Annotated in this window: 20 protein-coding genes; 4 read left to right on the top strand and 16 right to left on the bottom strand. The window is 71.2% G+C overall.

All coding sequences use genetic code 11. The features are described from left to right. Window positions 1–3: 3 nt before the first annotated feature. The 7 genes from araA to araB all read right to left on the bottom strand — a co-directional run bounded on the left by araA (window position 4) and on the right by araB (window position 8,761). Complete coding sequence (gene araA / locus ACWCHM_RS09380) at window positions 4–1,509, bottom strand: L-arabinose isomerase (RefSeq protein WP_204960424.1); 1,506 nt, start codon at window positions 1,507–1,509, stop codon at window positions 4–6. 31 nt (window positions 1,510–1,540) lie between these two features. After that, a complete protein-coding gene (yjfF, locus tag ACWCHM_RS09375; RefSeq protein WP_454222113.1) occupies window positions 1,541–2,533 on the bottom strand; it encodes a galactofuranose ABC transporter, permease protein YjfF in 993 nt (330 codons plus the stop codon). Further along, the gene (locus ACWCHM_RS09370; protein WP_145919611.1) at window positions 2,530–3,600 is read right to left on the bottom strand and encodes an ABC transporter permease; all 1,071 of its coding nucleotides are present in this window, start codon (window positions 3,598–3,600) and stop codon (window positions 2,530–2,532) included. The genes yjfF and ACWCHM_RS09370 overlap by 4 nt, the downstream gene beginning before the upstream one ends. After that, a complete protein-coding gene (locus ACWCHM_RS09365) occupies window positions 3,597–5,144 on the bottom strand; it encodes a sugar ABC transporter ATP-binding protein (RefSeq protein ID WP_204960422.1) in 1,548 nt (515 codons plus the stop codon). The genes ACWCHM_RS09370 and ACWCHM_RS09365 overlap by 4 nt, the downstream gene beginning before the upstream one ends. Window positions 5,145–5,206: 62 nt before the next feature. Next, window positions 5,207–6,223: an ABC transporter substrate-binding protein gene (locus ACWCHM_RS09360; protein ID WP_454222111.1), complete on the bottom strand. Its 1,017-nt coding sequence runs from the start codon at window positions 6,221–6,223 to the stop codon at window positions 5,207–5,209. A 166-nt stretch (window positions 6,224–6,389) separates the two neighbouring features. Then, on the bottom strand, window positions 6,390–7,067 hold the full coding sequence (locus ACWCHM_RS09355) for an L-ribulose-5-phosphate 4-epimerase (RefSeq protein WP_204923074.1): 678 nt from the start codon (window positions 7,065–7,067) through the stop codon (window positions 6,390–6,392). Then, the gene (araB, locus tag ACWCHM_RS09350) at window positions 7,064–8,761 is read right to left on the bottom strand and encodes a ribulokinase (RefSeq protein ID WP_454222110.1); all 1,698 of its coding nucleotides are present in this window, start codon (window positions 8,759–8,761) and stop codon (window positions 7,064–7,066) included. The genes ACWCHM_RS09355 and araB overlap by 4 nt, the downstream gene beginning before the upstream one ends. 383 nt (window positions 8,762–9,144) lie before the next feature. On the opposite strand from araB, the gene manD reads away from it, so the two are divergent. The 3 genes from manD (at window position 9,145) to ACWCHM_RS09335 (ending at window position 11,261) form a co-directional block, all read left to right on the top strand. After that, window positions 9,145–10,353 carry a D-mannonate dehydratase ManD gene (gene manD / locus ACWCHM_RS09345; protein ID WP_204960419.1) on the top strand — a complete coding sequence of 403 codons (1,209 nt, stop codon included), beginning with the start codon at window positions 9,145–9,147 and terminating at the stop codon, window positions 10,351–10,353. 89 nt (window positions 10,354–10,442) lie between these two features. Further along, window positions 10,443–10,820 carry a hypothetical protein gene (locus ACWCHM_RS09340; protein WP_204960418.1) on the top strand — a complete coding sequence of 126 codons (378 nt, stop codon included), beginning with the start codon at window positions 10,443–10,445 and terminating at the stop codon, window positions 10,818–10,820. Window positions 10,821–10,913: 93 nt separating this feature from the next. Beyond that, complete coding sequence (locus ACWCHM_RS09335; protein ID WP_454222109.1) at window positions 10,914–11,261, top strand: hypothetical protein; 348 nt, start codon at window positions 10,914–10,916, stop codon at window positions 11,259–11,261. 27 nt (window positions 11,262–11,288) lie between these two features. On the opposite strand, the gene ACWCHM_RS09330 is transcribed toward ACWCHM_RS09335, so the two are convergent. The 9 genes from ACWCHM_RS09330 to ACWCHM_RS09290 form a co-directional block, all read right to left on the bottom strand. Continuing rightward, window positions 11,289–11,699, bottom strand: coding sequence for a VOC family protein (locus ACWCHM_RS09330; RefSeq protein ID WP_204960416.1), 411 nt, complete (start codon window positions 11,697–11,699; stop codon window positions 11,289–11,291). Between the two features lie 10 nt (window positions 11,700–11,709). Continuing rightward, window positions 11,710–12,153 (bottom strand): helix-turn-helix transcriptional regulator, encoded by a 444-nt coding sequence (locus ACWCHM_RS09325; RefSeq protein ID WP_454222108.1) that lies wholly within the window; start codon window positions 12,151–12,153, stop codon window positions 11,710–11,712. Between the two features lie 61 nt (window positions 12,154–12,214). Further along, window positions 12,215–14,320 (bottom strand): alpha-glucuronidase, encoded by a 2,106-nt coding sequence (locus ACWCHM_RS09320; protein WP_454222107.1) that lies wholly within the window; start codon window positions 14,318–14,320, stop codon window positions 12,215–12,217. Continuing rightward, window positions 14,317–15,000 (bottom strand): hypothetical protein, encoded by a 684-nt coding sequence (locus tag ACWCHM_RS09315; protein ID WP_454222106.1) that lies wholly within the window; start codon window positions 14,998–15,000, stop codon window positions 14,317–14,319. Before ACWCHM_RS09315 ends, ACWCHM_RS09320 begins: the two co-directional genes overlap by 4 nt. Further along, window positions 14,997–16,553 (bottom strand): GH39 family glycosyl hydrolase, encoded by a 1,557-nt coding sequence (locus ACWCHM_RS09310; protein WP_454222104.1) that lies wholly within the window; start codon window positions 16,551–16,553, stop codon window positions 14,997–14,999. The genes ACWCHM_RS09315 and ACWCHM_RS09310 overlap by 4 nt, the downstream gene beginning before the upstream one ends. Before the next feature lie 77 nt (window positions 16,554–16,630). After that, a complete protein-coding gene (locus tag ACWCHM_RS09305; RefSeq protein WP_281896792.1) occupies window positions 16,631–18,244 on the bottom strand; it encodes an ABC transporter substrate-binding protein in 1,614 nt (537 codons plus the stop codon). Window positions 18,245–18,322: 78 nt separating this feature from the next. Then, window positions 18,323–19,267 carry a carbohydrate ABC transporter permease gene (locus ACWCHM_RS09300; RefSeq protein WP_281896789.1) on the bottom strand — a complete coding sequence of 315 codons (945 nt, stop codon included), beginning with the start codon at window positions 19,265–19,267 and terminating at the stop codon, window positions 18,323–18,325. Further along, window positions 19,264–20,232: an ABC transporter permease gene (locus ACWCHM_RS09295; RefSeq protein ID WP_204960410.1), complete on the bottom strand. Its 969-nt coding sequence runs from the start codon at window positions 20,230–20,232 to the stop codon at window positions 19,264–19,266. The genes ACWCHM_RS09300 and ACWCHM_RS09295 overlap by 4 nt, the downstream gene beginning before the upstream one ends. Before the next feature lie 10 nt (window positions 20,233–20,242). Beyond that, the gene (locus ACWCHM_RS09290; RefSeq protein ID WP_454222103.1) at window positions 20,243–22,519 is read right to left on the bottom strand and encodes a beta-xylosidase/alpha-l-arabinosidase; all 2,277 of its coding nucleotides are present in this window, start codon (window positions 22,517–22,519) and stop codon (window positions 20,243–20,245) included. 390 nt (window positions 22,520–22,909) lie between these two features. On the opposite strand from ACWCHM_RS09290, the gene ACWCHM_RS09285 reads away from it, so the two are divergent. Next, window positions 22,910–23,950 (top strand): LacI family DNA-binding transcriptional regulator, encoded by a 1,041-nt coding sequence (locus ACWCHM_RS09285; RefSeq protein WP_204960408.1) that lies wholly within the window; start codon window positions 22,910–22,912, stop codon window positions 23,948–23,950. Window positions 23,951–23,963: the final 13 nt, after the last annotated feature.

The following is a 23,963-nucleotide window of genomic DNA, read 5'->3' as shown; positions in this document are numbered from 1 at the left end:
GGCTCAGAAACCCCGGGCCAGGCGGTAGTAGGCCTGGTTCCAGCGCAGCTCGTCGGCGAACCGGCGGGGGGTGGTGTCGGCGTCGATGACGACCAACTCGGTGCTGACCATCTCGGCGAGGTCGTGCAGTTCCTCGACCCCGACGGCCTGGGACAGCACCGTGTGGTGCGGGGCGCCGGCGGTGAGCCAGGCCTCCGCCGACGCGGCCAGGTCCGGCCGGGGCCGCCACACCGCCCGCGCCACCGGCAGCTTCGGCAGCGGGTACGGCGGGGCGACCACGTCGATCTCGTTGGCGACCAGCCGGAACCGCTCCCCCATGTCGGCCAGGCCGAGCACCACCGCCGGGCCGGGTTGGGCGTCGAAGACCATCCGGACGGGGTCCTCCCGGCCGCCGATGCCCAGCGGGTGGATCTCGACGTTCGGGGTGGCCGCCGCGATGGTCGGGCAGACCTCCAGCATGTGTGCGCCGAGCACCAGTTCCCGGCCCGGGGTCAGGTCGTAGGTGTAGTCCTCCATGAACGAGGTGCCACCGGTGGTGCCGACGGCCATCGACTTGAGCGTGCGCACCAGCACCGAGGTCTTCCAGTCGCCCTCGCCGCCGAAGCCGTACCCGTCGGCCATCAGCCGCTGCACCGCGAGGCCGGGCAGCTGCCGCAGCCCGCCGAGGTCCTCGAAGTTGGTGGTGAAGGCGCGGAACCCACCGGCATCGAGGAAGTCGCGCAGCCCCGCCTCGATCCGGGCGGCGTAGCGCAGCGAGTCGTGCCGGTCCCCGCCGGGGCGCAGCGTGTCGACCAGCCGGTAGCTGTCGTCGTACTCCTTGACCAGGTCGTCGATGCGGGCGTCGGCGACCGCGTCGACGGCGTCGACCAGGTCGTTGACCCCGTAGGTGTTCACCGAGACACCGAAGCGCAGCTCGGCCTCGACCTTGTCGCCCTCGGTGACCGCCACGTCGCGCATGTTGTCGCCGAAGCGGGCCAGCCGCAGCGACCGCATCTCGGCGTGCCCGATCGCGGCCCGGGTCCACGCGCCGATCCGGGCGGCCACCTTGGGGTCGCTGACGTGCCCGGCCACGGTCTTGCGGGCGACGCCGAGCCGGGTCTGGACGTACCCGAACTCCCGGTCGCCGTGGGCGGCCTGGTTGAGGTTCATGAAGTCCATGTCGATCTCGGACCAGGGCAGTTCCACGTTGGCCTGGGTGTGCAGGTGCAGCAGCGGGGTGCGCAGCGCGTCCAGCCCGGAGATCCACATCTTGGCCGGGGAGAACGTGTGCATCCAGGCGATCACCCCGACCGCGCCCTGCACGGCGGCGTCGCGGCAGACGGCGAGGATCTCGGTGCTGGAGGTCAGCACCGGCTTCCAGACCACCCGGGCCGGGACGGCCGGGTCGGCGTCGAGTCGTTCGGCGATCCGCCGGGACTGCTCGGCCACCTGGCGCAGGGTCTCCGGGCCGTACAGGCCCTGGCTGCCGGTGAGGAACCAGACCTCGGCGACCGGGGATGGGTTGGTCATGGGCGTTGCCTTCCGGTGGGGCTGGCGAGGGTTACTTGGTGCGGATGCCGACGAGGCGTTGGAGCAGGATGAACACGAACAGCAGGCCACCAATGACGATCTTGGTCCACCACGAGTTGAGGGTGCCGTCGAAGGTGATCAACGTCTGGATGATGCTGAGCACCAGCACCCCGAGCAGGGTGCCGAAGATGTAGCCGGACCCGCCGGTGAGCAGGGTGCCGCCGATGACGACCGCCGCGATCACGTCCAGCTCCATGCCCACCGCGATCAGCGGCGCGCCGGAGAGGGTGTAGAAGGAGAGCAGGATGCCGCCGATCGCCGAGCAGAGCCCGCTGATCGTGTAGACCGCGATCTTCGTACGGCCCACCGGCAGGCCCATCAGCAGCGCGGACTGCTGGTTGCCGCCGACGGCGTACACGTTGCGGCCCAGCCGGGTGTACGCCAGCACGGCCGCCGCCACGGCCACCACCGCGACGGCGATCAACGCGCCGACCGAGACGAAGTTCTCGCCGAGGTGGATGCGGTGCTGGGCGGTGCTGGTCCAGAAGCCGTCGGTGATCGGGATCGAGGTGGTGCTGATCCAGGTGCACACGCCCCGGGCGAAGAACATCCCGGCGAGCGTGACGATGAAGGGTTGGATGTCGAAGAAATGGATCACGCAGCCCATCGCGAACCCGAGGACCGGGCCGATCAGCAGCGCGATCACCAGCACCAGGGCGGGGTGCAGGCCGTTGCCCAGCAACGAGGCCGACACCATCGCGGTCATCGCCACCACCGACCCGACCGACAGGTCGATGCCGCCGGTGAGGATCACGAAGGTCATCCCGACCGCGACGACCAGCAGGAAGCCGTTGTCGATGAAGACGTTGAAGACGACCTGGATGTTGGAGAACGCCTGGTACTGCGAAACACCGATGGAATACATCACCAGCAGCAGGGCTGCGGTGGCGAGCACCGGCACGTGCCGGGGTGGCACCCGCCACCAGGCACGGCCCGGAGAAGCGGCCAACGGGGTCGTGGTCATGCCGGAACCTGCTCCTTCTCTGTGCCGACCGGCTCCACCGGCGTGACCGGGACGCTGCGCCGACGGCGGAACCGCGCCCGGAAGGCCGGGGCCTGGATGAGACAGACCACGATCACCACGACCGCCTTGAACAGCAGGGACGTCTGCGGGTCGATGTTCATGGCGTAGACCGAGGTGGTCAGGGTCTGGATGAGCAGCGCGCCGACCACGGTGCCGCCAAGGTAGAACCGGCCGCCGGCCAGCGCGGTGCCGCCGATGACCACGGCCAGGATGGCGTCCAGCTCGACCCAGAGGCCCACCGCGTTGCCGTCGGCGCTGGAGACGTTGGCCGTCATCATGAACCCGGCGATGGCGGCGCAGGCGGCGCTCACCACGTACACCAGGAAGGTGATCCGGCGGGAGCGGATGCCGGCCAGCCGGCTGGCCTCGGCGTTCCCGCCGACCGACTCGATGATCATGCCGAGCGCGGTACGCCGGGTCAGCACCGCCACCAGCACGGTCACCGCGAGGGCGATGACGATGGCGAACGGCAGGGTCAGCAGGTGCCCGACCCCGATCACCTTGTACGGCCCGCTGTTGATGGTGATGATCTGCCCCTCGGCGATCAGCTGGGCCAGCCCCCGGCCGGCCACCATCAGGATCAGCGTGGCGATGATCGGTTGGATGCCGATGCCGGCGACCAGGATGCCGTTCCAGGCCCCGAGCAGCAGGGCCACCCCGAAGCCGAGGGCCACCGCGGTGAGCACCACGCCCAGGCTGTTCTGGTCGGGCTGCTCGCTGATGTAGAGGCAGGCGACCGCGCCGGCGACCGCCGCCACCGCGCCCACCGACAGGTCGATGCCGCCGGTGGCGATCACCAGGGACATGCCCAGGGCGACCAGGATCAGCGGCGCGCTGAGCCGGACGATGTCGATCAGGCTGCCGTAGAGGTGGCCGTTCTTCAGCTCGACCGACAGGAAGCTCGGCCGGTAGATCGCGTTCGCCACCAGCAGCAGCACCAGCACCACGAGCGGCCAGAACAGCCGGTGGCCGGTGACGCCCGCAGCGCGGGCCCGTACGGTGCTCATGCCGGCACCGACCCTTCCTGGGAGCTGCCGCTGGCGATGACCTGCATGACGCGGGCGGCATCGAGGGTGTCGTCGTTGGTGAGTTCGGTGACCAGCTGCCGGTCCCGCATGACGGCGACCTTGTGGCTGAGCCGCAGCACCTCCTCCAGCTCGGCGGAGATGAACAACACCGCCATCCCGCCGTCGGACAGCTGCGCCACCAGGCGCTGGATCTCGGTCTTGGCGCCGATGTCGATACCCCGGGTCGGTTCGTCGAGGATCAGCAGCCGGGGTTCGGTGATCAGCCAGCGGGCCAGCAGCACCTTCTGCTGGTTGCCGCCGGACAGGTTGCGCACCGGCATCTCCGGATCGGCCGGCCGGATGCTCAACGCCGTGATCCAGTGCTGGACCAGTTCGTCCTGCCGGCGGCGGGGCACCGGCCGCAGCCAGCCCCGGGCCGCCTGCATCGCCAGGATGATGTTCTCCCGCACCGACAACTCGCCGACCAGACCCTCGGTGCGGCGGTTCTCGGAGCAGAACGCGATGTCCCGGTCGATGGCGGCCACCGGGTTACGGATCGTCACCGGGGTGCCGTCCACGGCGAGCCGGCCGGCGTCGGCGCGGTCCGCGCCGAAGAACAGCCGGGCCACCTCGGTACGCCCCGAGCCGAGCAGACCGGCCAGGCCGACCACCTCGCCCTGGTGGATGGTGAGGCTGAACGGGGCGACGGAACCGGACCGGCCGAGCCCGTCGGCCGCCACCAGCGGGGTGCCCGACTCCAGGGCCGCCCGGTCCTCGCCGCTGGTCGCCTCGTCGAGGCGTTCCAGGGCGTCCAGTTCCTTGCCGATCATCTTCTCCACCAGCGCGATCTGCGGCAGTTCGCTGGTCAGGTACTCGCCGACGAGCCGGCCGTTGCGCAGCACGGTGATCCGGTCGGCGATGGCGTAGACCTGGTCGAGGAAGTGGGTGACGAAGATGATCGCGATGCCGTCGTCGCGCAACTGGCGCATGATCCGCATCAGCTGGGCCACCTCGTCGGCGTCCAGGCTGGAGGTGGGCTCGTCGAGGATCAGCACCCGGGCCCGGATGTCGACCGCGCGGGCGATGGCGACCATCTGCTGCACGGCCAGCGAGTAGTTGCCGAGCAGTTCGGTGACGTCGATGTGCAGGTCGATGCGGGCGAGCAGGTCCCTGGCCCGGCGGCGCATCTCGCGCCAGTTGACCGCGCCGAGGCGGCGCGGCTCCCGGCCGATGTAGATGTTCTCCGCCACCGACAGGTTGGGCAGGAGGTTGACCTCCTGGTAGACGGTGCTCACCCCGGCGGCGGTGGCCTGCATCGGGCCGGAGAAGGAAACCTCCGCGCCGTCGAGGGTGATGGTGCCGGAATCGGTGCCGTAGACGCCGGTCAGCACTTTGATGAGGGTTGACTTCCCGGCGCCGTTCTCGCCCATCAGGGCGTGCACCTCACCGGGAAAGAGCCGCAGGTCGACGCCGTCGAGGGCGCGGACCCCGGGGAAGATCTTGCTGATCGCGGTCATCGTCAGGACCGGATGCCTCTCCGACATCCCACCGAACCTTTCGTCGGAAGCGGAGGCCGCCGCGCCGAACGCGGCGGCCTCCGGTCGGATCAGTACTTCCGGTTGGGCAGGGCCGCCTTGGCCTGCTCCTGGGTGAAGGTGGTCTCCTCGGTCTCGACCCGGGCGGGGACCTCCTCGCCGGCCTTGACCTTCTTGGCCAGGTCCATCAGCTGCGGGCCGAGCAGCGGGCTGCACTCCGCGATGAAGTTGAACTTCCCGTCGGCCAGCGCCTGCATGCCGTCCTTGACCGCGTCGACGGTGATGATGGTGATGTCCTTGCCGGGCGTCTTGCCCGCCGCGGTGATCGCCTCCAGCGCGCCCAGGCCCATGTCGTCGTTGTGCGCGAAGAGCACGTCGATCTTGGGGTTGGCCTTGAGGAACTGCTCCATGACCTGCTTGCCGCCGGCCCGGGTGAAGTCACCGCTCTGCGAGGCGACGATCTTCAGGTTGGGGTTGGCGGCGATCGCCTCGGCGAAGCCCTTCTTGCGGTCGTTGGCCGGGGCCGCACCGGTGGTGCCCTGCAGCTCGACGATGTTCACCGGGCCGGTCGCGGCCGACTTCTCCTTGACCAGCCACTCGCCGGCGAGCCGGCCCTCCTTGACGAAGTCCGAGCCGATGAAGGTCTTGTAGAGGCTCTTGTCGGCCGAGTCGACAGCCCGGTCGGTCAGGATCACCGGGATCTTGGCGTCCTTGGCCTCCTTGAGCACGGTGTCCCAACCCGACTCCACCACCGGCGAGAAGGCGATCACGTCGACCTTCTGCTGGATGTAGTTGCGGATCGCCTTGATCTGGTTCTCCTGCTTGCCCTGCGCGTCGTCGAACTTCAGCTCGATGCCGGCCTCGTTGGCGGACTCCTTGATCGAGTTGGTGTTCGCCGTGCGCCAGCCGCTCTCCGCGCCGACCTGCGAGAAGCCCATGACGAGCTTCTTGCTGCCGCCGCTGCTGCCGCTGTCGCCGTCGCCGCCGGTGTCGCTGTTGCCACAGCCGGCGAGTCCGCCGGCCAGCAGGCCGACGGCGAGCATCGCGCCGAGGCCGCGTCGAGTGAGGGTAATACCGGTCTTCGCCATGTGAAGACTCCTTGTACGGGGATGAGGTGGGGGATGGTGCGTGCGCGGAAGGACCGGCCGGCACGGCACGCCGGACGGACCGGACCTTCCAGGGGTGGTGCATCGGGTTGCGGTGGATCGACCGGTCCGCCGGGGCGGGCCGGTGGCGAGGACGGGCGGTCGGGCGTTACGGCCCCGACTGCCCGTAGACGTTCTGGTAGCGGTCGTAGAGGGAGTCGATGTCGGCCTGGGCCATCGGCACCGGGGTGCCGAGCGTCCGGGCCAGGTGGGCGGTGCGGGCCACGTCCTCGCACATCACGGCGGCCTTCACCGCCGCGCGGGCGTCCTTGCCGATGGTGAACACGCCGTGGTTGCGCATCAGCACCGCCGGGGAGCGGTGCCCGGACAGGGTCGCCACGATGCCCTTGCCGATGTCGTCCCCGCCGATGAGCGCGAACGGACCGACCGGGATCTCGCCGCCGAACTCGTCGGCCTGGGCGGTGAGGTTGCACGGGATCGCCTCGCCGCAGGCGGCCCAGGCGGTGGCGTACCCGCTGTGGGTGTGCACCACGCCGCCGACCTCGGGCATCGCCCGGTAGACGTAGGCGTGGGCGGCGGTGTCGCTGGACGGCGAGAGGTCGCCGTCGACCACGACGCCGTCGAGGTCGCAGACGATCATGTTGTCGGGCCGCAGGTCGTCGTAGGACACCCCGCTCGGCTTGATCACCATCAGCTCCCGGCCGGGCACCCGGGCCGAGACGTTGCCGGCCGTCCAGGCCACCAGGTTGTAGCGCACCAGCTCGCCGTGCAGGGTGGCCACCTGCTCGCGCAGCCGGGCCACCTCGGCGTCGAGGTCGAGGGTCATGCCGGCACCTCCAGGGGGTCGGTGGTCGGTTCGGCGGCAGGCGCGACGGCCGGACGGCGGGCGGCGTTGCGGATCGCCCGCAGCCGCAGCAGCACGTCGTCGCCACCCCGGCCGAAGTGGTCGTGCAACCGGCGGTACTCGGCGTAGAGCGCGTCGTAGGCGTCGGCGCGCTCCGGGTCGGGCCGGTAGACCTCGCGGTCGACCCGGCCCATCGCCGCCGAGGCGGTCGGCACGTCGGGGTACGCCCCGGCCGCGACCGCCGCGTGAATCGCCGAGCCGAGGGCCGGGCCCTGCGCCGAGCCGATGATGCCCAGCGGACGCCGGGTCACGTCGGCGTAGATCTGCATCAGCAGGCTGTTGTTGGTGAGCCCGCCGGCCACGATCAGCTCGTCGACCGGGACGCCCGCCTCGGCGAACGCCTCGATGATCATGCGGGTGCCGTACGCGGTGGACTCCAGCAGCGCGCGGTAGACGTCCGGCGGGCGGGTGGCCAGGGTGAGCCCGACGAGCACCCCGCTGAGGTCGTGGTTGACCAGCAGCGAGCGGTTGCCGTTCCACCAGTCCAGGGCGACCAGGCCGTGTGCGCCGACGGGCTGGGCCGCGGCGGCGGCGGTCAGCTCCTCGTGGGAGGCGAAGCCGGCGGGGGCGGCGTGCTTGACGTACCAGCCGAAGATGTCGCCGACGCCGCTCTGGCCGGCCTCGTAGCCCCAGGAACCGGCGCTGATCCCGCCGTCGACCACGCCGCACATGCCGGCCACCTCGGCCCGCTCGGTACCGTTGACCACGTGGCAGGTGGAGGTGCCCATGATGGCGACCAGCCGGCCGGGGGTCAGCGCCTGCGCGGCGGCGGCGGTGACGTGGGCGTCGACGTTGCCGACGGCGACCGCGATCCCCTCCGGCAGCCCGGTCCAGGCGGCGGCCTGCGCGGTGAGCCCACCGGCCCGCGCGCCGAGCTGCGCCAACGGTCCGTCGATCTTGGCGACGAAGTCGGCGAAGCCGGGGTTCAACGCGGACAGGTAAGCCGGGGACGGGTAGTGGCCGTCCTGGAGCAGCCCCTTGTAGCCGGCGGTGCAGACGTTGCGGGTCTCGACGCCGCAGAGCTGCCAGACGATCCAGTCGGCGGCCTCGATCCAGCGCTCGGCGCGGGCGTAGACCTCCGGGTCCTCCTCCAGCAGTTGCAGCCCCTTGGCGTACTGCCACTCGGCGGAGATCTTGCCGCCGTAACGGCCGATCCAGGACTCGCCCCGGGAGTGGGCCAGCTCGTTGATCCGGTCGGCCTGCGGCTGGGCGGCGTGGTGCTTCCACAGCTTCACCCAGGCGTGCGGGCGGGTGCGCAGGTCGGGCAGCTCGCACAGCGGCGTGCCGTCGGCCAGGGTGGGCAGCACGGTGCAGGCGGTGAAGTCGATGCCGATGGCGACCACCTGGGCCGGGTCGACGCCACTCGCGGCGAGCGCGGCGGGCACCGCCTCACGCAGCACGTCGCGGTAGTCGTCCGGGTCCTGCAACGCCCAGTCGGCCGGCAGGGGCTGGCCGTCGACGGCGAGCGTCGTCTCCATCACCGCGTGGCGGTACTCGTGCACCGCCGTGCCCAGCTCGGCGCCGTCGCCGACCCGCACCACCAGCGCCCGACCCGACAGCGTGCCGTAGTCGACGCCGACGACGTACCGGTCCTGCGGCTTCGCGCCTGCATCCATGCCGTTCTCCGTTCAATCGTTGGGGGCAAGTGTTAGCGCTCACATGGAATCCGTCAAGGCGCATCCATGTAACACTGCCGTAACCATCCTGAGCGGCCCCGGCACGGCATCCACGATCACCGCTCCGACCAGCCATCGAACAGCCGACATACGCCGAACAGGTGAGCGGTCACATCCGTTCGGTCGGGCCGACCCTTGACACGCCTGCGCGGGCGGTTCCAGACTTCGGGGCGACCGCGCGGCGGGCCCGGAGCCGGGCCGGACCGGCGACGACCGGTCCCCCGGCGTCGTCGCGCCCACCTGCCGTGCCCGCGCGACGGACCACGGCCCTCGTCCGCCCGAGACGGACCAGACGGCCTTCGTCGCCATCCGGAGGAGGCCGCATGAGGATCGTCGACGCCCGGGTCATCGTCACCTGTCCGGGCCGCAACTTCGTCACCCTGAAGATCGTCACCGACGAGGGCGTCACCGGCGTCGGGGACGCCACCCTCAACGGCCGGGAACTGGCCGTCGCGTCCTACCTGCGCGACCACGTCGTGCCCCTGCTGATCGGGCGCGACCCGGCCCGGATCGAGGACACCTGGCAGTACCTCTACCAGGGCGCCTACTGGCGGCGCGGACCGGTGACGATGAGCGCGATCGCCGCCGTGGACACCGCGCTGTGGGACATCAAGGGCAAGGTCGCCGGCCTGCCGGTCTACCAGCTGCTCGGCGGCCGGTCCCGCGACGGGGTCACCGTCTACGGGCACGCCAACGGCGAGACCGTCGAGGACGTGCTGGCCGAGGTCGCCCGCTACGTCGACCTCGGCTACCGGGCGGTCCGGGTGCAGTGCGGCGTGCCCGGCCTGCCGAAGACCTACGGGGTCAGCGCCGACAAGATGTTCTACGAGCCGGCCGACGCGGCCCTGCCCAGCGAGGCCACCTGGTCGACCGCACGCTACCTGGCGCACGTCCCGACGGTCTTCGCCCGGGTACGCGACGAGTTCGGCCCCACCCTGCGGCTGCTGCACGACGTGCACCACCGGCTCAGCCCGATCGAGGCCGCCCGGCTCGGCAAGAGCCTGGAACCGTACGCGCTGACCTGGATGGAGGACCCGGTCCCCGCCGAACTGCCGGAGGGGTTCCGGCTGATCCGCCAACACACCACCACCCCGGTCGCCGTCGGCGAGGTGTTCAACACCGTCTGGGACGCCGCCCAGCTCATCCGGGAGCAGCTCATCGACTACATCCGCACCACGGTGGTGCACGCCGGCGGCATCACCCACCTGCGGCGCATCTTCGACCTGGCGGCGCTGCACCACGTGCGCAGCGGCTCGCACGGGGCCACCGACCTCTCCCCGGTCTGCATGGCCGCCGCCCTCCACCTCGACCTGGCCATCCCCAACTTCGGCCTCCAGGAGTACATGCGGCACACCGACGCCACCGACGAGGTCTTCCCGCACGGCTACCACTACGCCGACGGCTACCTGCACCCGGCGGAGACCCCCGGCCTCGGCGTGGACATCGACGAACAGGCGGCGGCCCGCTACCCGTACGCCCCGGCGTACCTGCCGGTCAACCGGCTGGAGGACGGCACCGTCCACCCCTGGTGAGCACGGGAAGGGCCGGGACGTCTGGGCATCCGGCCCGCCAAGGTCTACCGTACGTACACGGATGGACACGGTGGAGTGAGGTTGATGCCATGACGACAGCACGGACCGCCGCGGGCCGGGCGCGGACGGGACGGCTCCTCGCCACGACCGTCGCGATGGCGGTCGGTGTGGCCGGTGGCCTGTCCGCCGCGACGCCGGCCCGGGCCGGCTCGAACGGGCAACAGGTCTACTTCGACTGGGGTCCCGCCTGGGGCCGCGCCACCCTTGAGGGCACCAACAACAACGGGCAGTACGTGACCTCCCCGTCGATCTACCTCGGTGCCACCGGCTACGGGGCGTTGAGCGACTGGTGGTGGAAGGGGTGGGTCACGGTGCACTTCTACTACGCCGACGGGACCAGCCGGGACAGCCGTACCTGCTGGGTACCGACCGAGCAGAGCGGTTCGGACTGGACCTCCTGCTTCTGACGGCGACCGCCGCTCCCTCCGGCAGCAGGAGACCGACCCGTGTCCCTCCAGTCGCCACCAGCCACGTCGACGCCCCGGTCAGAAGAGGTGAACATGCGGATACCGACGAGAATCGGCAGGATCGCTGTCGGTACGGCCGTCACGGTGGTCGCCGTCACGGCCGCCGCCCCGGCGGCGGTGGCCGGCTCGAACGGCCAGCAGATCGCCTTCAATTACAGCGGCCCGGCCTACGGATTCGTCTACCTGGAGGGATACAACCAGTCGGGCGACTGGGTCTACTCCCCTTCGATCCCGCTCGACTCGTCCGGCTACGGTCAGCTCTACGGGTGGTGGTGGCGCGGGTTCGTGACCGTCAACTTCTACTACTCGAACGGGACCTGGGCCCGCGGCAGCACCTGCAACGTGCCGACCGACCAGTGGGGCGACTGGACCTACTGCTGACCGGCCACCCCACCGGCCGGGCGGGGGTCAGCGCAGCTCCTTGACCCGGATCAGGTTGCCGGCCGGGTCGCGGAAGGCGCAGTCGCGCACCCCGTACGGCTGGTCGATCGGCTCCTGCACGACCTCGGCGGCACCGGCCTGTACCTTGTCGAAGGTGGCGTCGAGGTCGGGGGTGGCCAGCATGAGCCAGCCGTAGGTGCCCTTGGCCATCATCTCGGCAATGGTCCGACGTTCCTCGTCGGTGATTCCGGGGTCGACCGCCGGCGGGGCCAGCAGGATCGACGTGCCGGGCTGGCCGGGTGGCCCGACGGTGATCCAGCGCATCTTCCCCCCGCCGACGTCGTTGCGGACCTCGAAGCCGAGGATGTCGCGGTAGAAGGCCAGCGAGGCGTCCGGGTCGTCGTGCGGCAGGACGCAGGTGTCGATGGTGAGATCCATGCCGCTCACGCTAGGTGATGACCGGGGCGGGTGCTTCTCGATTCCTGACCGGCCGGGCCACCTGTCTGGTCAGGCACGGCGGCAACTGGGCCGACCCCTGCGCCGCCAGCGCCCGGTAGCTGCTCGGCGGCATGCCGACCAGCTCGGTGAACCTGGTGCTGAAGGTGCCCAGGGAGGCGCAGCCGACCGCGAAGCAGACCTCGGTCACGCTCAGGTCGCCCCGGCGCAGCAGCGCCATCGCCCGCTCGATCCGCCTGGTCATCAGATACGAGTAGGGTGCTTCGCCGTAGGCGCGGCGGAACTGCCGGCTCAGGTGACCCGCCGACAGGTGCACCCCCCGGGCGAGCGCCTCGACGTCCAACGGCCTGGCGTACTCGCGGTCGATCCGGTCCCGCACCCGACGCAGCCGGGCCAGGTCGCGCAGGTGCTGGTCGGAGGCGGATCTGCCGGTCACCCTCGTGATCGTGCCACGTCCCGGCGGGTCGGTCCACGCCGGAACGAGACGCGGCGGGCGGTCAGTGGATGCGGCGGCCCCGGGCGTCGGGCACCCCGGACTTGCGGAAGAAGTACGTGTTGACCTGGTCCCGCCACTCGGTCGCGCAGCGCAACTGCTCGGCGAGACGCTCGGTGACCCGCTCGTGCACCGCCGGGTCGATCACCCCGGCCAGCCGGGCCCACCGGTCCCGCATCGCCTCCACCTCCGCCACCCCGGCGAAGTGGGTGTCGTAGATGTGCTGGATGACCGTGCTGCCGCTGTGCAGCACGTGGGAGTACGGCACGTGGTGGAAGAAGAGCAGCAGCTCGTCCGGGCACTGCTCCAGCGACTCGTACACCTGCGACCAGGGCGGCGGGTACTGGCCGGTCATGCCGGTGCCGGTCGCCCGGGTCCGGTCCACCCCGACGCCGTCGCGGTCGGCGAAGTGGTAGGTGCCCCACCGGCTGTACTCGTAGCCGTCGACCCCCGGCCCGTAGTGCCCGGCAGGGTTCACCATGAAGCCGACACCCAGCGGGGCGGTGTACCGCTCGTAGGTGCGCCACGAGTCGTCCAGCACCGCGTGCAGCGTCTCGCGGACCAGGGTCGGGTCACCGACCGTCGACGCCGGGAAGGTCAGGTCGATCCACTCGTCGAGGAGCGCCGTCGGGTCGAGCCGCGGGTCCCAGGCCAGCCGGCCGAAGGCGTACAGATTGGCCTGGGCCAGCGGGTGCCCGCACCAGAACGGGTCGTCGCCCACGTTGGCCACGGCGACCAGGTCGCCGCCCCGGCGGGGTCCCGGACCGGGCACGTCGGCCAGCACGTCGGCGACGCTACGCTCCGCCGCGCCCCACGGCCGGAACGCCAGCACCTCGTGCCACCAGGGGGCGAGGTAACAGGCGTGCCACTGCTGGCCGGTGTACTCCTGGGTCACCTGCAACTCCACCGCCACCCGGGTGGCCGGCATCGCCGCGATCACCGGTGAGACCGGCTCGCGGGGCTGGAAGTCGACCGGGCCGAACTTCACCTGGAGCACGACGTTGTCGGCGAACCGCCCGTCCAGCGGGGCGAAGTGGTCGTACGCGGCGCGGGCCCGATCGGTCGTGCGGTCCCGCCAGTCCTGCCGGTGGTCGTAGACGAACGCCCGCCAGTGCACCACTCCCCCGTGCGGGGCGAGCGCGGCGGCCAGCAGGTTGGCCCCGTCGGCGTGGTCGCGGCCGTAGCTGAACGGGCCGGGCTGCCCCTCCGAGTCGGCCTTCACGACGTACCCGCCGAAGTCGGGGACGCGCGCGTAGACCCGGCGGGTGGTGCTCTCCCACCAGTCGCGCACCTGCTCGTCGAGCGGGTCGGCGGTGGGCAGGCCACCGAGGACCACGGGGGCGGCGAAGGTCACCGACAGGTGCACCCGCACGCCGTACGGGCGCAGCAGGTCGGCGATCTCGGCCACGTCGTCGAGCCGCTCGGTGAGCAGCAGCGCCTCGGTGGGGCCGACGTTGACGTTGTTCACCGAGATCGCGTTGACCCCGGTGGAGGCGAGCAGCCGCCCGTACGCCCGCAGCCGGTCCCGGTCGCCGCGCGGCCGGCCGTCCCGCCAGAAGATCGACCCGCCGGCGTAGCCCCGCTCCACCTGCCCCATCACCGGATGCACCGCCACGTTGTCCCAGTGGTCGAGCATCCGGCGGCGCAGCGCGGGCCGGTGGGTGCGCGCCGGCTGCTCCCCGGTGAACGCGGCCTCGCCGAGGCGGACCAGGTGGAACAGCCCGTAGAGCAGTCCGACCGGGGCGTCGGCCAGCACGATCGTGACGCCGTCGGAGCGGGTCAGCAGGAAGCCCTCGTCGCCCGGCGACCCGCCGTCGGGGTCCGGGGCCGTCCTCGCGGCGGGCGGCACCACCTCGGGCAGTGGTCCCGAGTCGCGCAGGGCGAGCACCAGGTCGACCGGCCCGGCGGCGGTGCGCTCCACCCGGCCGCCGTACCGGGCGCAGGCGCGGGCCACCTCGTCGTGGACCGTGTCGACGGGCGGACCGTCGCCGTGCACCAGCACCCGACGCGCGCCGATCGCCCGGAACGCCTCCGGCGGCAGCCACGCCGGGTGCGGCGGCGGGGACGCCGGGTCGGTCGCGGTGACAGGGGCGGTGGCGGGGCTGGTCATCGGGTGAATTCCTTCCGCACGAGGTCGGTCATCGGGGTGGCGACCCGCAGGTACGCCAGGACGAACGGGCCGGCCAGCAGCACCGGCAGCGCCTCGGAGACGAGCACGGTCAGCGCCCCGGCGGCGGCCAGCAGCAGGGCGGTGCCGACGGTGACGGTGGGCGTACGGACCAGGAAGTACAGCGCCAGCCGGAGCACGTCCCGGGTGCGGAAGGTGAACAGCGAGGCGATCACCAGCGCGTTGCCGCCGACCAGGGTGACCGCCACCCCGACCGCGAGCAGCGGCACCGCCCATCCGGTGGGGACAGCGGCGACCGGCAGGTGGGTGAGGTTGACCGCGATGACGGTCAGCCAGAGCAGCAGCGGCGCCCAGATCCGCAGCACCTGCGCGAGGTTGGCCCGGTAGCCCTGCCGGAACCGGGCGGCGGGCCGCAGGTCGGTCAGGTCGGGGCGCTGGTGGTGCAGGGCGTACAGGGCGGCGGAGACGGCCGGACCGACCGGGAGCAGGCAGAGCGCCACCAGCGGCAGGTTGCTCGCGTCACGGCTGAGCAGGAGCACCGGGACCAGTCCGGGCAGAGTGGTGAGGATCAGCAGCGACCCGACGACGAGCACGGTGTACACCGTGGCGGCGGCCCGCGACAACGGGCCGTCGCCGACCTCCCGCCAGGTCTGCGCGCTCACGGCCGCTCGTCCCGGTCGGTCGACGGCGGGCCGCCGAGCAGCCGGGTGCCGTCCCACCACGGCGGGGTCTCGTCGCGTACCGCGGCCAACTCGACGAGGGTGACCTCGTGCCGGGCCAGGTCGAGGTCGAGGTCGACCCGGCCGGCGGTGACCGGCAGGGCGCGGTGTGAGCGGGCCGGCTCGGCGGCCTCCCGCAGGGTGTCGAGCTGCCCGGGGCGGGGCGACCGGGGGCGGCCCATCTCGCTCCAGGCCGTCCAGGCGTTGCCGGCGTCCTCGCTGACCGAGGAGCGGAGCAGGAAGGCCGAGGTGGCCTCCCCGCCCGTCGTCGTGGCCGACGCCACCGGCACCGACAGCGCCAGCGGATGTCTGTCGGGCACCGGGTGCAGGCCGGTCACGTCCACCGGCGCCCAGGCCAGGATGGCGACCCGTCCGTCGGGGTGCCGGGTGACCAGGTGGTCCGCGCCCCGGGCGAGCACGTCGCCGCCGAGCCGGGCCAGGAACGCGTACAGGTGGTAGGTGGGTTTCTTGATCTGGCGGTGGGTGAGCAGGCCGAACCCGCCGTGGAACAGCGCGGTCGGCACCCCCACCTCCTCGAACACGTCGCTGAACGTCCAGTACGAGAAGGAGTCGACCAGGTCGCCGCCGGCCGCCAGCACCGGGGCGAGGTAGGCCGCGTGGAAGGCCGTGTCGTGGATCGGGTTGTCCGGCCGGTAGGAGGAGTTGAACTCGGTGATGTGCACCGGCAGGTCGGCCAGCGCGGTGCCGTACAGGTGCCGGCGCGGGGCGGCGAACTGTTCCAGCAGCGACGACGCCGGGGACAGCGTCTGGTGGGTGCCGAACGGCACGTGCTGGGCGGGGCCGGAGGTGTAGGCGTGCCGGCTGACGAAGTCGACAGGCACGTCGTGCGTGGTGACGAAGTCGGCGAAGGGTGCCCACCAGTCGTCCGCGCCGGGTGAGATGGCCGGGCCGCCGACCTGCAACCCGGCGTCGACCTCCTTGACCGCGTGCGCGGTGACCTCGTAGAGGCGGTGGTAGGCGTCGCGGTCGGCGCCCTGCCAGAAGTCGGGCAGGTTCGGCTCGTTCCACACCTCGATCGGCCAGCCGCGCACCTCGTCGAGGCCGTACCTGTCGACCAGGTGGGCCACCGTGGCGCGGACCAGGTCGGCCCACTCCGACCAGCAGCGGGGCGGGGTGACGTTGCCCTGCCACCAGAACACCGTCTGCTCGCCGGAGGCCAACGCCTCGGGCATGAAGCCCAGCTCCACGAAGGGTCGGATGCCCAACCCGAGGTAGGCGTCGACGACCTGGTCGACGTAGGTGAAGGAGTGGTGCACCAGGCGTTCGCCGCCGTACCGGTAGGGGCGGTGGACGCCGACGCCGTCACTGAGCAGGCCGTGCCCCCGGATGTGCCGGAACCCGATGTCCTGCTGGATCAGGGCCAGCGAGTCCTGGTAGTCGCGGCGCAGGGCCAACTCGAATCGCCCGGTGCCGACACACCGCCGCCAGGCGTCGGTGAGCCGCCCCACGGGTCGGGCGGGAACGGTGATCCGCATCGTGGTGTCCTCCGGTGCTCGCCGGTCCGGTGCCCGGCCCGCCGGAACCCGAGACGGGTCCCGGCGGGCCGGGTCGGTCAGCCGTTGTCCTTCTCGAACCGCTCGTGTGCCTTGTTGACCAGGCCGATGTACTGGTCGGCGTTCTTGGCCTTCAGCTCGCCGAGGTAGGCGTCCCACTCGGTGAGGGGGCGCTGGCCGAGGATGAACTTGAGCGTGTTCTGCACGACGTGGTCCTTCAGCGGGGTCTCCCACAGCGACGCCTGCTCCCGCTCCTCGTCGGTGAGCGGGGCTGGCGGGTCCACCGGCAGCGGCGTGCGGGCGTTCATCACCTTCTGGAACTCCATCTCCTCCGGGGAGAAGAACGACTGCACCAGGTCGAGCTTGCCGCCGTAGGCGAACACCCCGTTGCCGAAGCCGAAGTCCTTCTGCAGGTGCTTGCTGCCCTTGGGGTTGAGCCCGATCATGTCGACGTCGGGGTTGAGGGTGTACTTGCCGGCGGCGTCCTTGCTGAAGGTGGTGCCCTCGACGCCCCACTTGGCGAACTCCTGACCGGCGTCGGAGTAGTACAGCCAGTCGATGAACTGCATCATCGCCACGAAGTTCTTGCTGTCCCGGGCCTTCTTGGAGATCATGACGCCGTTCTCCAACCGGCTGGCCGGGTTGATCTCGCCGGCCGGGCCGACCGGCAGCGGGATCTTCGTCAGCTTGGCGTTCGGCAGGGTCTTGGCCAGGTCGGGGCGGTAGTCGTTGACCAGGGTCTGGGCGTTGCTGCCGATCACGAAGGACTTGCCGTTGGCGAGCTTCTGCCGGGCCTGGTCATCGGTCTGGGTGAAGCTCTCCGGGTCGAGCAGCTTCTCGGCCACCAGCTTGTTGAGGTAGACGATCACCTGCTTGTACTGCTCGGTGGCACCGGTGTAGACGAACTTCTTGGCCGCCGGGTCCCAGGTGGCGGGGTTCCAGCTCCAGCCGGTCCGGATGCCGTGCGCGGCGCCGACGATGCTCAGCAGTTCCCCGCCCGGGTTCGGCTTGCTCCACCGGTCCGAGTACGGGTAGGTGTCGGGGTATCGCGCCTTCATCGCCTTGAGCACCGTGTACAGCTCATCCCAGGTCTTGGGGACCTGGAGGTTGAGCTGCTCCAGGATGTCGGTGCGCATCGCGATCGAGTACTCCGCCCACGGCTTCTCGTGCAGGCCGGGCAGGAGGTAGAACTTGCCGTCGGACTGTCGCAGCGTGTCGAACTCCGGTTGGAGGTTCCACTTGGCGATCTTGTCCTTGAGGTTGGGCATCAGGTCCAGGTAGTCGCTCACCGGCAGGATCGCGCCGGAGGAGACGAAGGCGTTCTCCGCCGGGTGGTACGTCTTCGGGATGATCAGCGGGGCGTCGCCGGCACCGATCAGCAGGCTGCGCTTCTGCTCGTAGTCGCTCAGCGGCACGGCCACCGGTTCGAGCTTGACGTTCGTCCGCTTGGTCAGCTCCGACCAGAACAGCCAGTCGTCCTTGAGCGGATAGTTCGGGTGGTTGTTGTAGAGGATGGGGAAGGAGAGCGGCTCGGTGGCCGTGAACTGCTTGTCGATCCCGTAGTCGGCCATCGCGCCGGCCCGGTTGCCGTCGAGGTCCTTGGCGTCCGGGGCGTCGTCGGAGCAGGCCCCGACGAGGGTGAGGGTGAGCAGCCCGGCAGCGGCTATCGCCACGCGGCGCCGCGTCCTGTGGAACATGGCTCGTCCTTTCGGTCGGATGGTGGGGTGGGCGGGGTGGAGCGGTCGGCCGGGCTACCCCTTGACCGCGCCGAGCATCACGCCGGACACGAAGAACCGCTGGATGAAGGGGTAGACCGCAAGGATCGGCAGGGTGGTGAGCACGATGGTCACGGCCTGGATGGTCGCCGCCGCCTGCACCGCGTCGGACTCGGCGACCCCGCCGGCGGACTGCGCCCCGGTCGCCCCGGCGATGAGGTTGCGCAGATAGACCGTGACCGGGAACAGCTCCTGCTGGTCGAGGTAGAGGAACGCGGTGAACCAGGAGTTCCAGAAGGACACCGCATAGAACAGCACCATCGTGGCGATGATCGCCTTGGACAGCGGCAGCACGATCCGCAGCAGGGTGCCGTACGTGCTGAGCCCGTCAACGGCGGCGGCCTCCTCCAACTCCACCGGCAGGCTCTCGAAGAACGCCTTCATCACCAGCAGGTTGAACACGTTGATCGCGTTGGGCAGCACCACCGCCCAGATGCTGTTCTTCATGCCCAGGCTGGTGACCAGCACGTAGTTGGGGATCAGCCCGCCGGAGAAGAACATGGTGAACACGGCGATCCCGACGAGCACCCCCCGCCCCTTGAGCTGGTGCTTGGACAGCACATACGCGTAGCAGGTGGTCAGCACGATCGAGATCGCGGTGGCGACGACGGTGTAGACCACGGTGTTGCGGTAGTTCGTCCAGAACATCGGGTCGGACATCACCAGCCGGTAGGCGGTGAGGTTGAAGCCCTGCGGGACGAGGTTGACCTTCCCCGCGATGATCGGCGCCTCGTCGCTGAGCGACCGGGCCACGATGTTGACGAACGGGTACAGCGTCACGACCACCACGAGGGTCAGCACCACGGCGTTGACCGCCTGGAAGACCCGGTAGCCCCGGGTCGGGCGGATGCCCCGGCGGCGGCGCGACGCGGGGCGGGCCGCCGGGGTCTTCGGGCCGGCCGTGCCGGGGGCCACGGTCACCACAGGCTCGTCCCCACCGTACGGCGGGAGATGGTGTTGGCACCCAGCACCAGGATCAACCCGATCACCGCCTCGAACAGGCCGATCGCGGCGGCGTAGCTGAAGTTGCTGGACTCGAAGCCCAACCGGAACAGGTACGTGGAGATCACGTCGGCGGTCGGGTACGTCAGCGGGTTGTACAGCAGCAGGATCTTCTCGAACCCGACGGCCATGAAGGTGCCGATGTTGAGGATCAGCAGCGTCACCATCGTCGGTCGGATCCCGGGCAGCGTGACGTGCCAGGTCTGCCGCCAGCGGTTGGCCCCGTCGATGCGGGCCGCCTCGTACAGGTTCTCGTCGATGGTGGTGAGCGCCGCCAGATAGAGGATCGTCCCCCAGCCGACGGTCTGCCAGACCTCCGAGGAGACGTAGACGGCGCGGAACCATCCCGGCTGCTGCAGGAACGGCACGCCCTCCCCGCCGAGCACCCGGACCAGCTGGTTGACCGAGCCGTCCATCGACAGCAGCTGCATCACCATCGCCGCGACGATCACGATGGACAGGAAGTGCGGCAGGTAGGACACCGACTGGACGAACCGCTTGAGCCGACGCGCCCGGACCTCGTTGAGCAGCAGCGCCAGTACGATCGGCAGCGGGAAGCAGAACAGCAGGGTCAGCATTCCCAGCACCAGGGTGTTGGTGAACACCTGCCAGAAGGTCGGGTCGGCCAGGAACAGCCGGAAGTACCGCAGGCCCACCCAGTACTCGCCGAAGACGCTGCCGCCGGGGCTGAACCGGCGGAACGCGATCACGTTGCCGATCATCGGCAGATAGCGGAAGACCAGGAAGAACAGCAGCGGCAGGACGGCCAGCGAGTAGAGCTGCCAGTCCCGGCGCAGGGCCCGCCGCCAGGGATGCCGGCGACGCCGGACCGGGGTGGGTGTCGCCGTGGCCGGTGGCGGCGGCCGTAGCGTCGGGGATGTCATCCTCGGCCTCCTATCCGGCCTGCGGGTCGGTGCCGGCGGGCTCGACCCGTACCGCGGTGAGCAGGTGTCGTCGCGCGCCGACCTGCCGCTCGGCACCGGTCAGGCGCAGCGGCAGGGTGGCCGCCGGGTCGCCGCTGGAGCGGCCGAAGCGCAGTTCGACGTCGCCGGGTTCGACGATGCGCCGGCCGTCGCGCCCGGTGAACGAGGCGACGTCGGCGGGCACGGTGAAGCTGACCCGCGCCGCCGTGCCGGGGTCCAGCGGCACCCGGGCGTAGCCGACCAGCCGGACCACGGGTCGGGTGGTCTGCGCCACCGGGTCGTGCAGGTAGAGCTGCACCACCTCGGTGCCGGGCCGGTCGCCGGTGTTGCGCACGGTGATCCGTACCGTCGTCTCGCCGTCGACCGGCCAGGCCGGCGGCCCGCCGGTCTCCCCGGCGTCCGACACCACCGGGTCGGACCACGCGAAGGTGGTGTAGCCCAGCCCGTGGCCGAACGGGTACGCCGGGGAGGGGTCGATCGAGGACACCTCGGAGCGGCGGCCCAGCGGCGGGGTCAGGTAGGTGCCGGGCAGACCACCGGCGTCGCGCGGGACGCTGACCGGCAGCCGGCCGGACGGGTTCACCGCGCCGGTGAGCACCTCGGCGAGCGCCTGCCCGCCGCGCTGGCCGAGGAAGAACGCCTGCACGACGGCCGCGGCGCGCTCGTGGTCGGGGCCGAGGGCGTAGGGCCGGCCGGTCATCAGCACCAGCACCACCGGGGTGCCGGTGTCGAGCACGGCCCGGACCAGGTCGGCCTGGACGCCGGGCAGCCGCAGGTCGGGCGCGTCGCAGCCCTCGCCGGAGGTGCCCCGGCCGAACATACCGGCGCGGTCACCGACGGCGAGCACGCAGACGTCGGCCTGCGCCGCGGCGGTGACCGCCGCCGCGATGCCCGAGGTGTCGTCACCGGTGATCGCGCAACCCGGCTCGTGCACGAGGCCGGGCACCAGCCGGGTGAGTTCGTCGCGCAGCGAGGGGATCTCCAGGCCCAGCCCGTGCTCCGGGTGGCGGACCCCGACGTGGTTGGGGAAGGAGTAGCAGCCGAGCAGCGCCATCGGGTCGTCGGCGACCGGGCCGACCAGGGCGACCCGCCGGCCGGGGGCCAGCGGCAGCACGCCGTCGTTGCGCAGCAGCACCACCGACTCACGGGCCAGCCGCAGGGCGACGTCCCGGCTGGTTTCGTCGTCGAGCCGCAGGTTCGCCGCGTCCTCGGGCAGTTCCTGCCAGTCCTCGTCGAGCAGCCCGAGTTCGATCTTCTGGATCAGCACCCGGCGCAGCGCCCGGTCGATCAGCGCCTCGTCGACCGCGCCGGAGCGCACGGCGGCCACCAGCGGTTCGCCGAACGCGTCCACGGTGGGCAGTTCCACGTCGATGCCGGCGCGCAGGGCGAGCCGGGCGGCGTCGGCGGCGTCGCCGGCCACCCCGTGCAGGGTCTCCAGGAAGCGCACCGCGAAGTAGTCGGCGACGACGGTGCCGGTGAAGCCCCACTCCTCGCGCAGCAGCCCGGTCAGCAGTCCCTCGTCGGCGGCGGCGGGCAGGCCGTCGATCTCGGCGTACGAGTTCATCACCGAGCGGGCCCCGCCGAGGCGCAGGGCCATCTCGAACGGCGGGAGGATGACGTCGGCCAGTTCCCGGGGGCCCATCGACACCGGGGCGAGGTTGCGGCCGCCCCGGGAGGCGGAGTAGCCGGCGAAGTGTTTGAGGGTGGCGACGATACCGGCGCGTTCCAGCCCTCGCACGTACGCCGCCCCGGTGGTCCCGACCAGGTAGGGGTCCTCCCCGATGGTCTCCTCGGTACGCCCCCAGCGGTAGTCGCGGGTGACGTCGAGCACCGGGGCGAGTCCCTGGTGGACGCCGGCGGCCCGCATCGAACGGCCGATCCGGCCGGCCATCTCCTCGACCAGTTCCGGGTCGAAGGAGGCGCCCCAGCCCAGCGGGGTGGGATAGACCGTGGCCCGCCAGGCGGCGAAGCCGGTGAGGCACTCCTCGTGCACCTGGGCCGGAATGCCGAACCGGCTCGCGGCGGCGATCTGCGCCTGGGAGGCGGCCAGCGAGCGGGCCCCGGCCACGGGGTCGACGGGTGCGGTGCCGAACGGGCGGGTCAGCTGGCCGAGCCCGTGCCGGATGATCTCACTCCACGGTGGTGCGCCGTCGATCATGTCGGCCTGGTGCGGGGCGACCCCCTCGCCGGAGGCTTCCGCGCCGACCCAGACGCCGACGAGTTGGGCGATCTTCTCCTCCAGCGACATGAGCGGAACCAGTGCGTCGGCCCGTTGCGCGGGTGAGCGTCGGGGGTCCCGCCACGGTTGGGTTCCGCGGGATGCCGGACCGTCGTCGACGGGCACCTGACTTCTCATGCCACACCCCTCACCTTCGACACTCCCCGCCCGCGCCCGCCGGAACAGGCACCACGCAACGGCGGGGGGTTCGAAAATTTCGTAAACAGCGCGTTACCTTTTTCGGGCAACTTAGGAGGCATTGCTGGCGCATGTCAAGGTCCTCAATTGGGATATCTGACCGCACTGGTCCCGGAAAGGACATTCACCCCCGTCAAAATCTTCGGGCACTGTCGAATCCCGGTTTCGAACCGGACGTGCTAGAGTTCTCCGAAACTTTCGGACGTGCCTGGTGAGGCTTCGATGACCGCGTCCCGCCCGCTCACCCCACAGGCCTCGGCCACGATCGCCACCATCGCCGAGGAGGTCGGCGTCTCCGTGGCGACCGTCTCGAAGGTGCTCAACGGGCGGGCGGACGTCGCCGCCGAGACCCGGGCGCGGGTCGAGGAGAGCCTGGAGCGCCACCGCTACCGCCGCCGCATCCGCCGGCAGTCGCCCGGGATCGACCAGATCGACCTGGTCTTCCACGAGTTCAACTCCGGTTGGGCGATGGAGATCATGAGCGGGGTCGAGGCGGTGGCGTCCGCCGCCGGGCTGGGCATCGCCATCTCCCAGCTCGACGGGGCACACCGGCCCGCGCCCCGTCGGCTGGACGCCCTGGTCGCCAGGCGTCCGCTGGGCCTGCTCTTCGTGCTCTGCCACCCGACCCCGCCGCAGCAGCTCATGCTGACCGAACACCGCATCCCGTTCGTGGTCGTCGACACCGACAGCGCCACCTCGGCGTCGGTGCCGACGGTCGGCTCCAACAACTGGAACGGCGGCCTGCTGGCCACCCGGCACCTGCTGGAGCTGGGCCACCGACGGATCGCCGTCATCTCCGGGCCCCGCGACGTGCTGTGCAGCCAGGCCCGCGCCGCCGGCTTCCGCTCCGCCCACGACGAGATCGGCCTGCCCGTGGACGTCGACCTGGTGCGCTACGGCAGCTTCTACGTCGACGGCGGGCACGCCCACGGCCTGGAGCTGCTCGCCGGGCCCGACCGGCCGACCGCGATCTTCGCCGGCTCGGACCTGCAGGCCATCGGCGTGCTCCGGGCCGCCCGCCGGCTCGGCCTGCGGGTCCCCGACGACCTCTCGGTGATCGGGTACGACGACCTGCCGGTCGCCGGCTGGACCGACCCGCCGCTGACCACGGTGCACCAGCCCCTGCGGGACATGGCCGGCACCGCCACCCAGATGCTGCTGGAGCTGGCCCGGGGCGCGACGGTGGCGACCAGCCGGATCGACCTGGTGACCGAGCTGGTCGTCCGGGAGAGCACCGCCCCACCCGCCACCACCCGTCCCTGAGCACCCGAGGAAC

Source organism: Micromonospora sp. SCSIO 07396, assembly GCF_053667945.1.
Note: the sequence above shows the minus strand (reverse complement) of the source record. Positions and strands in the feature narration are given on the sequence as shown.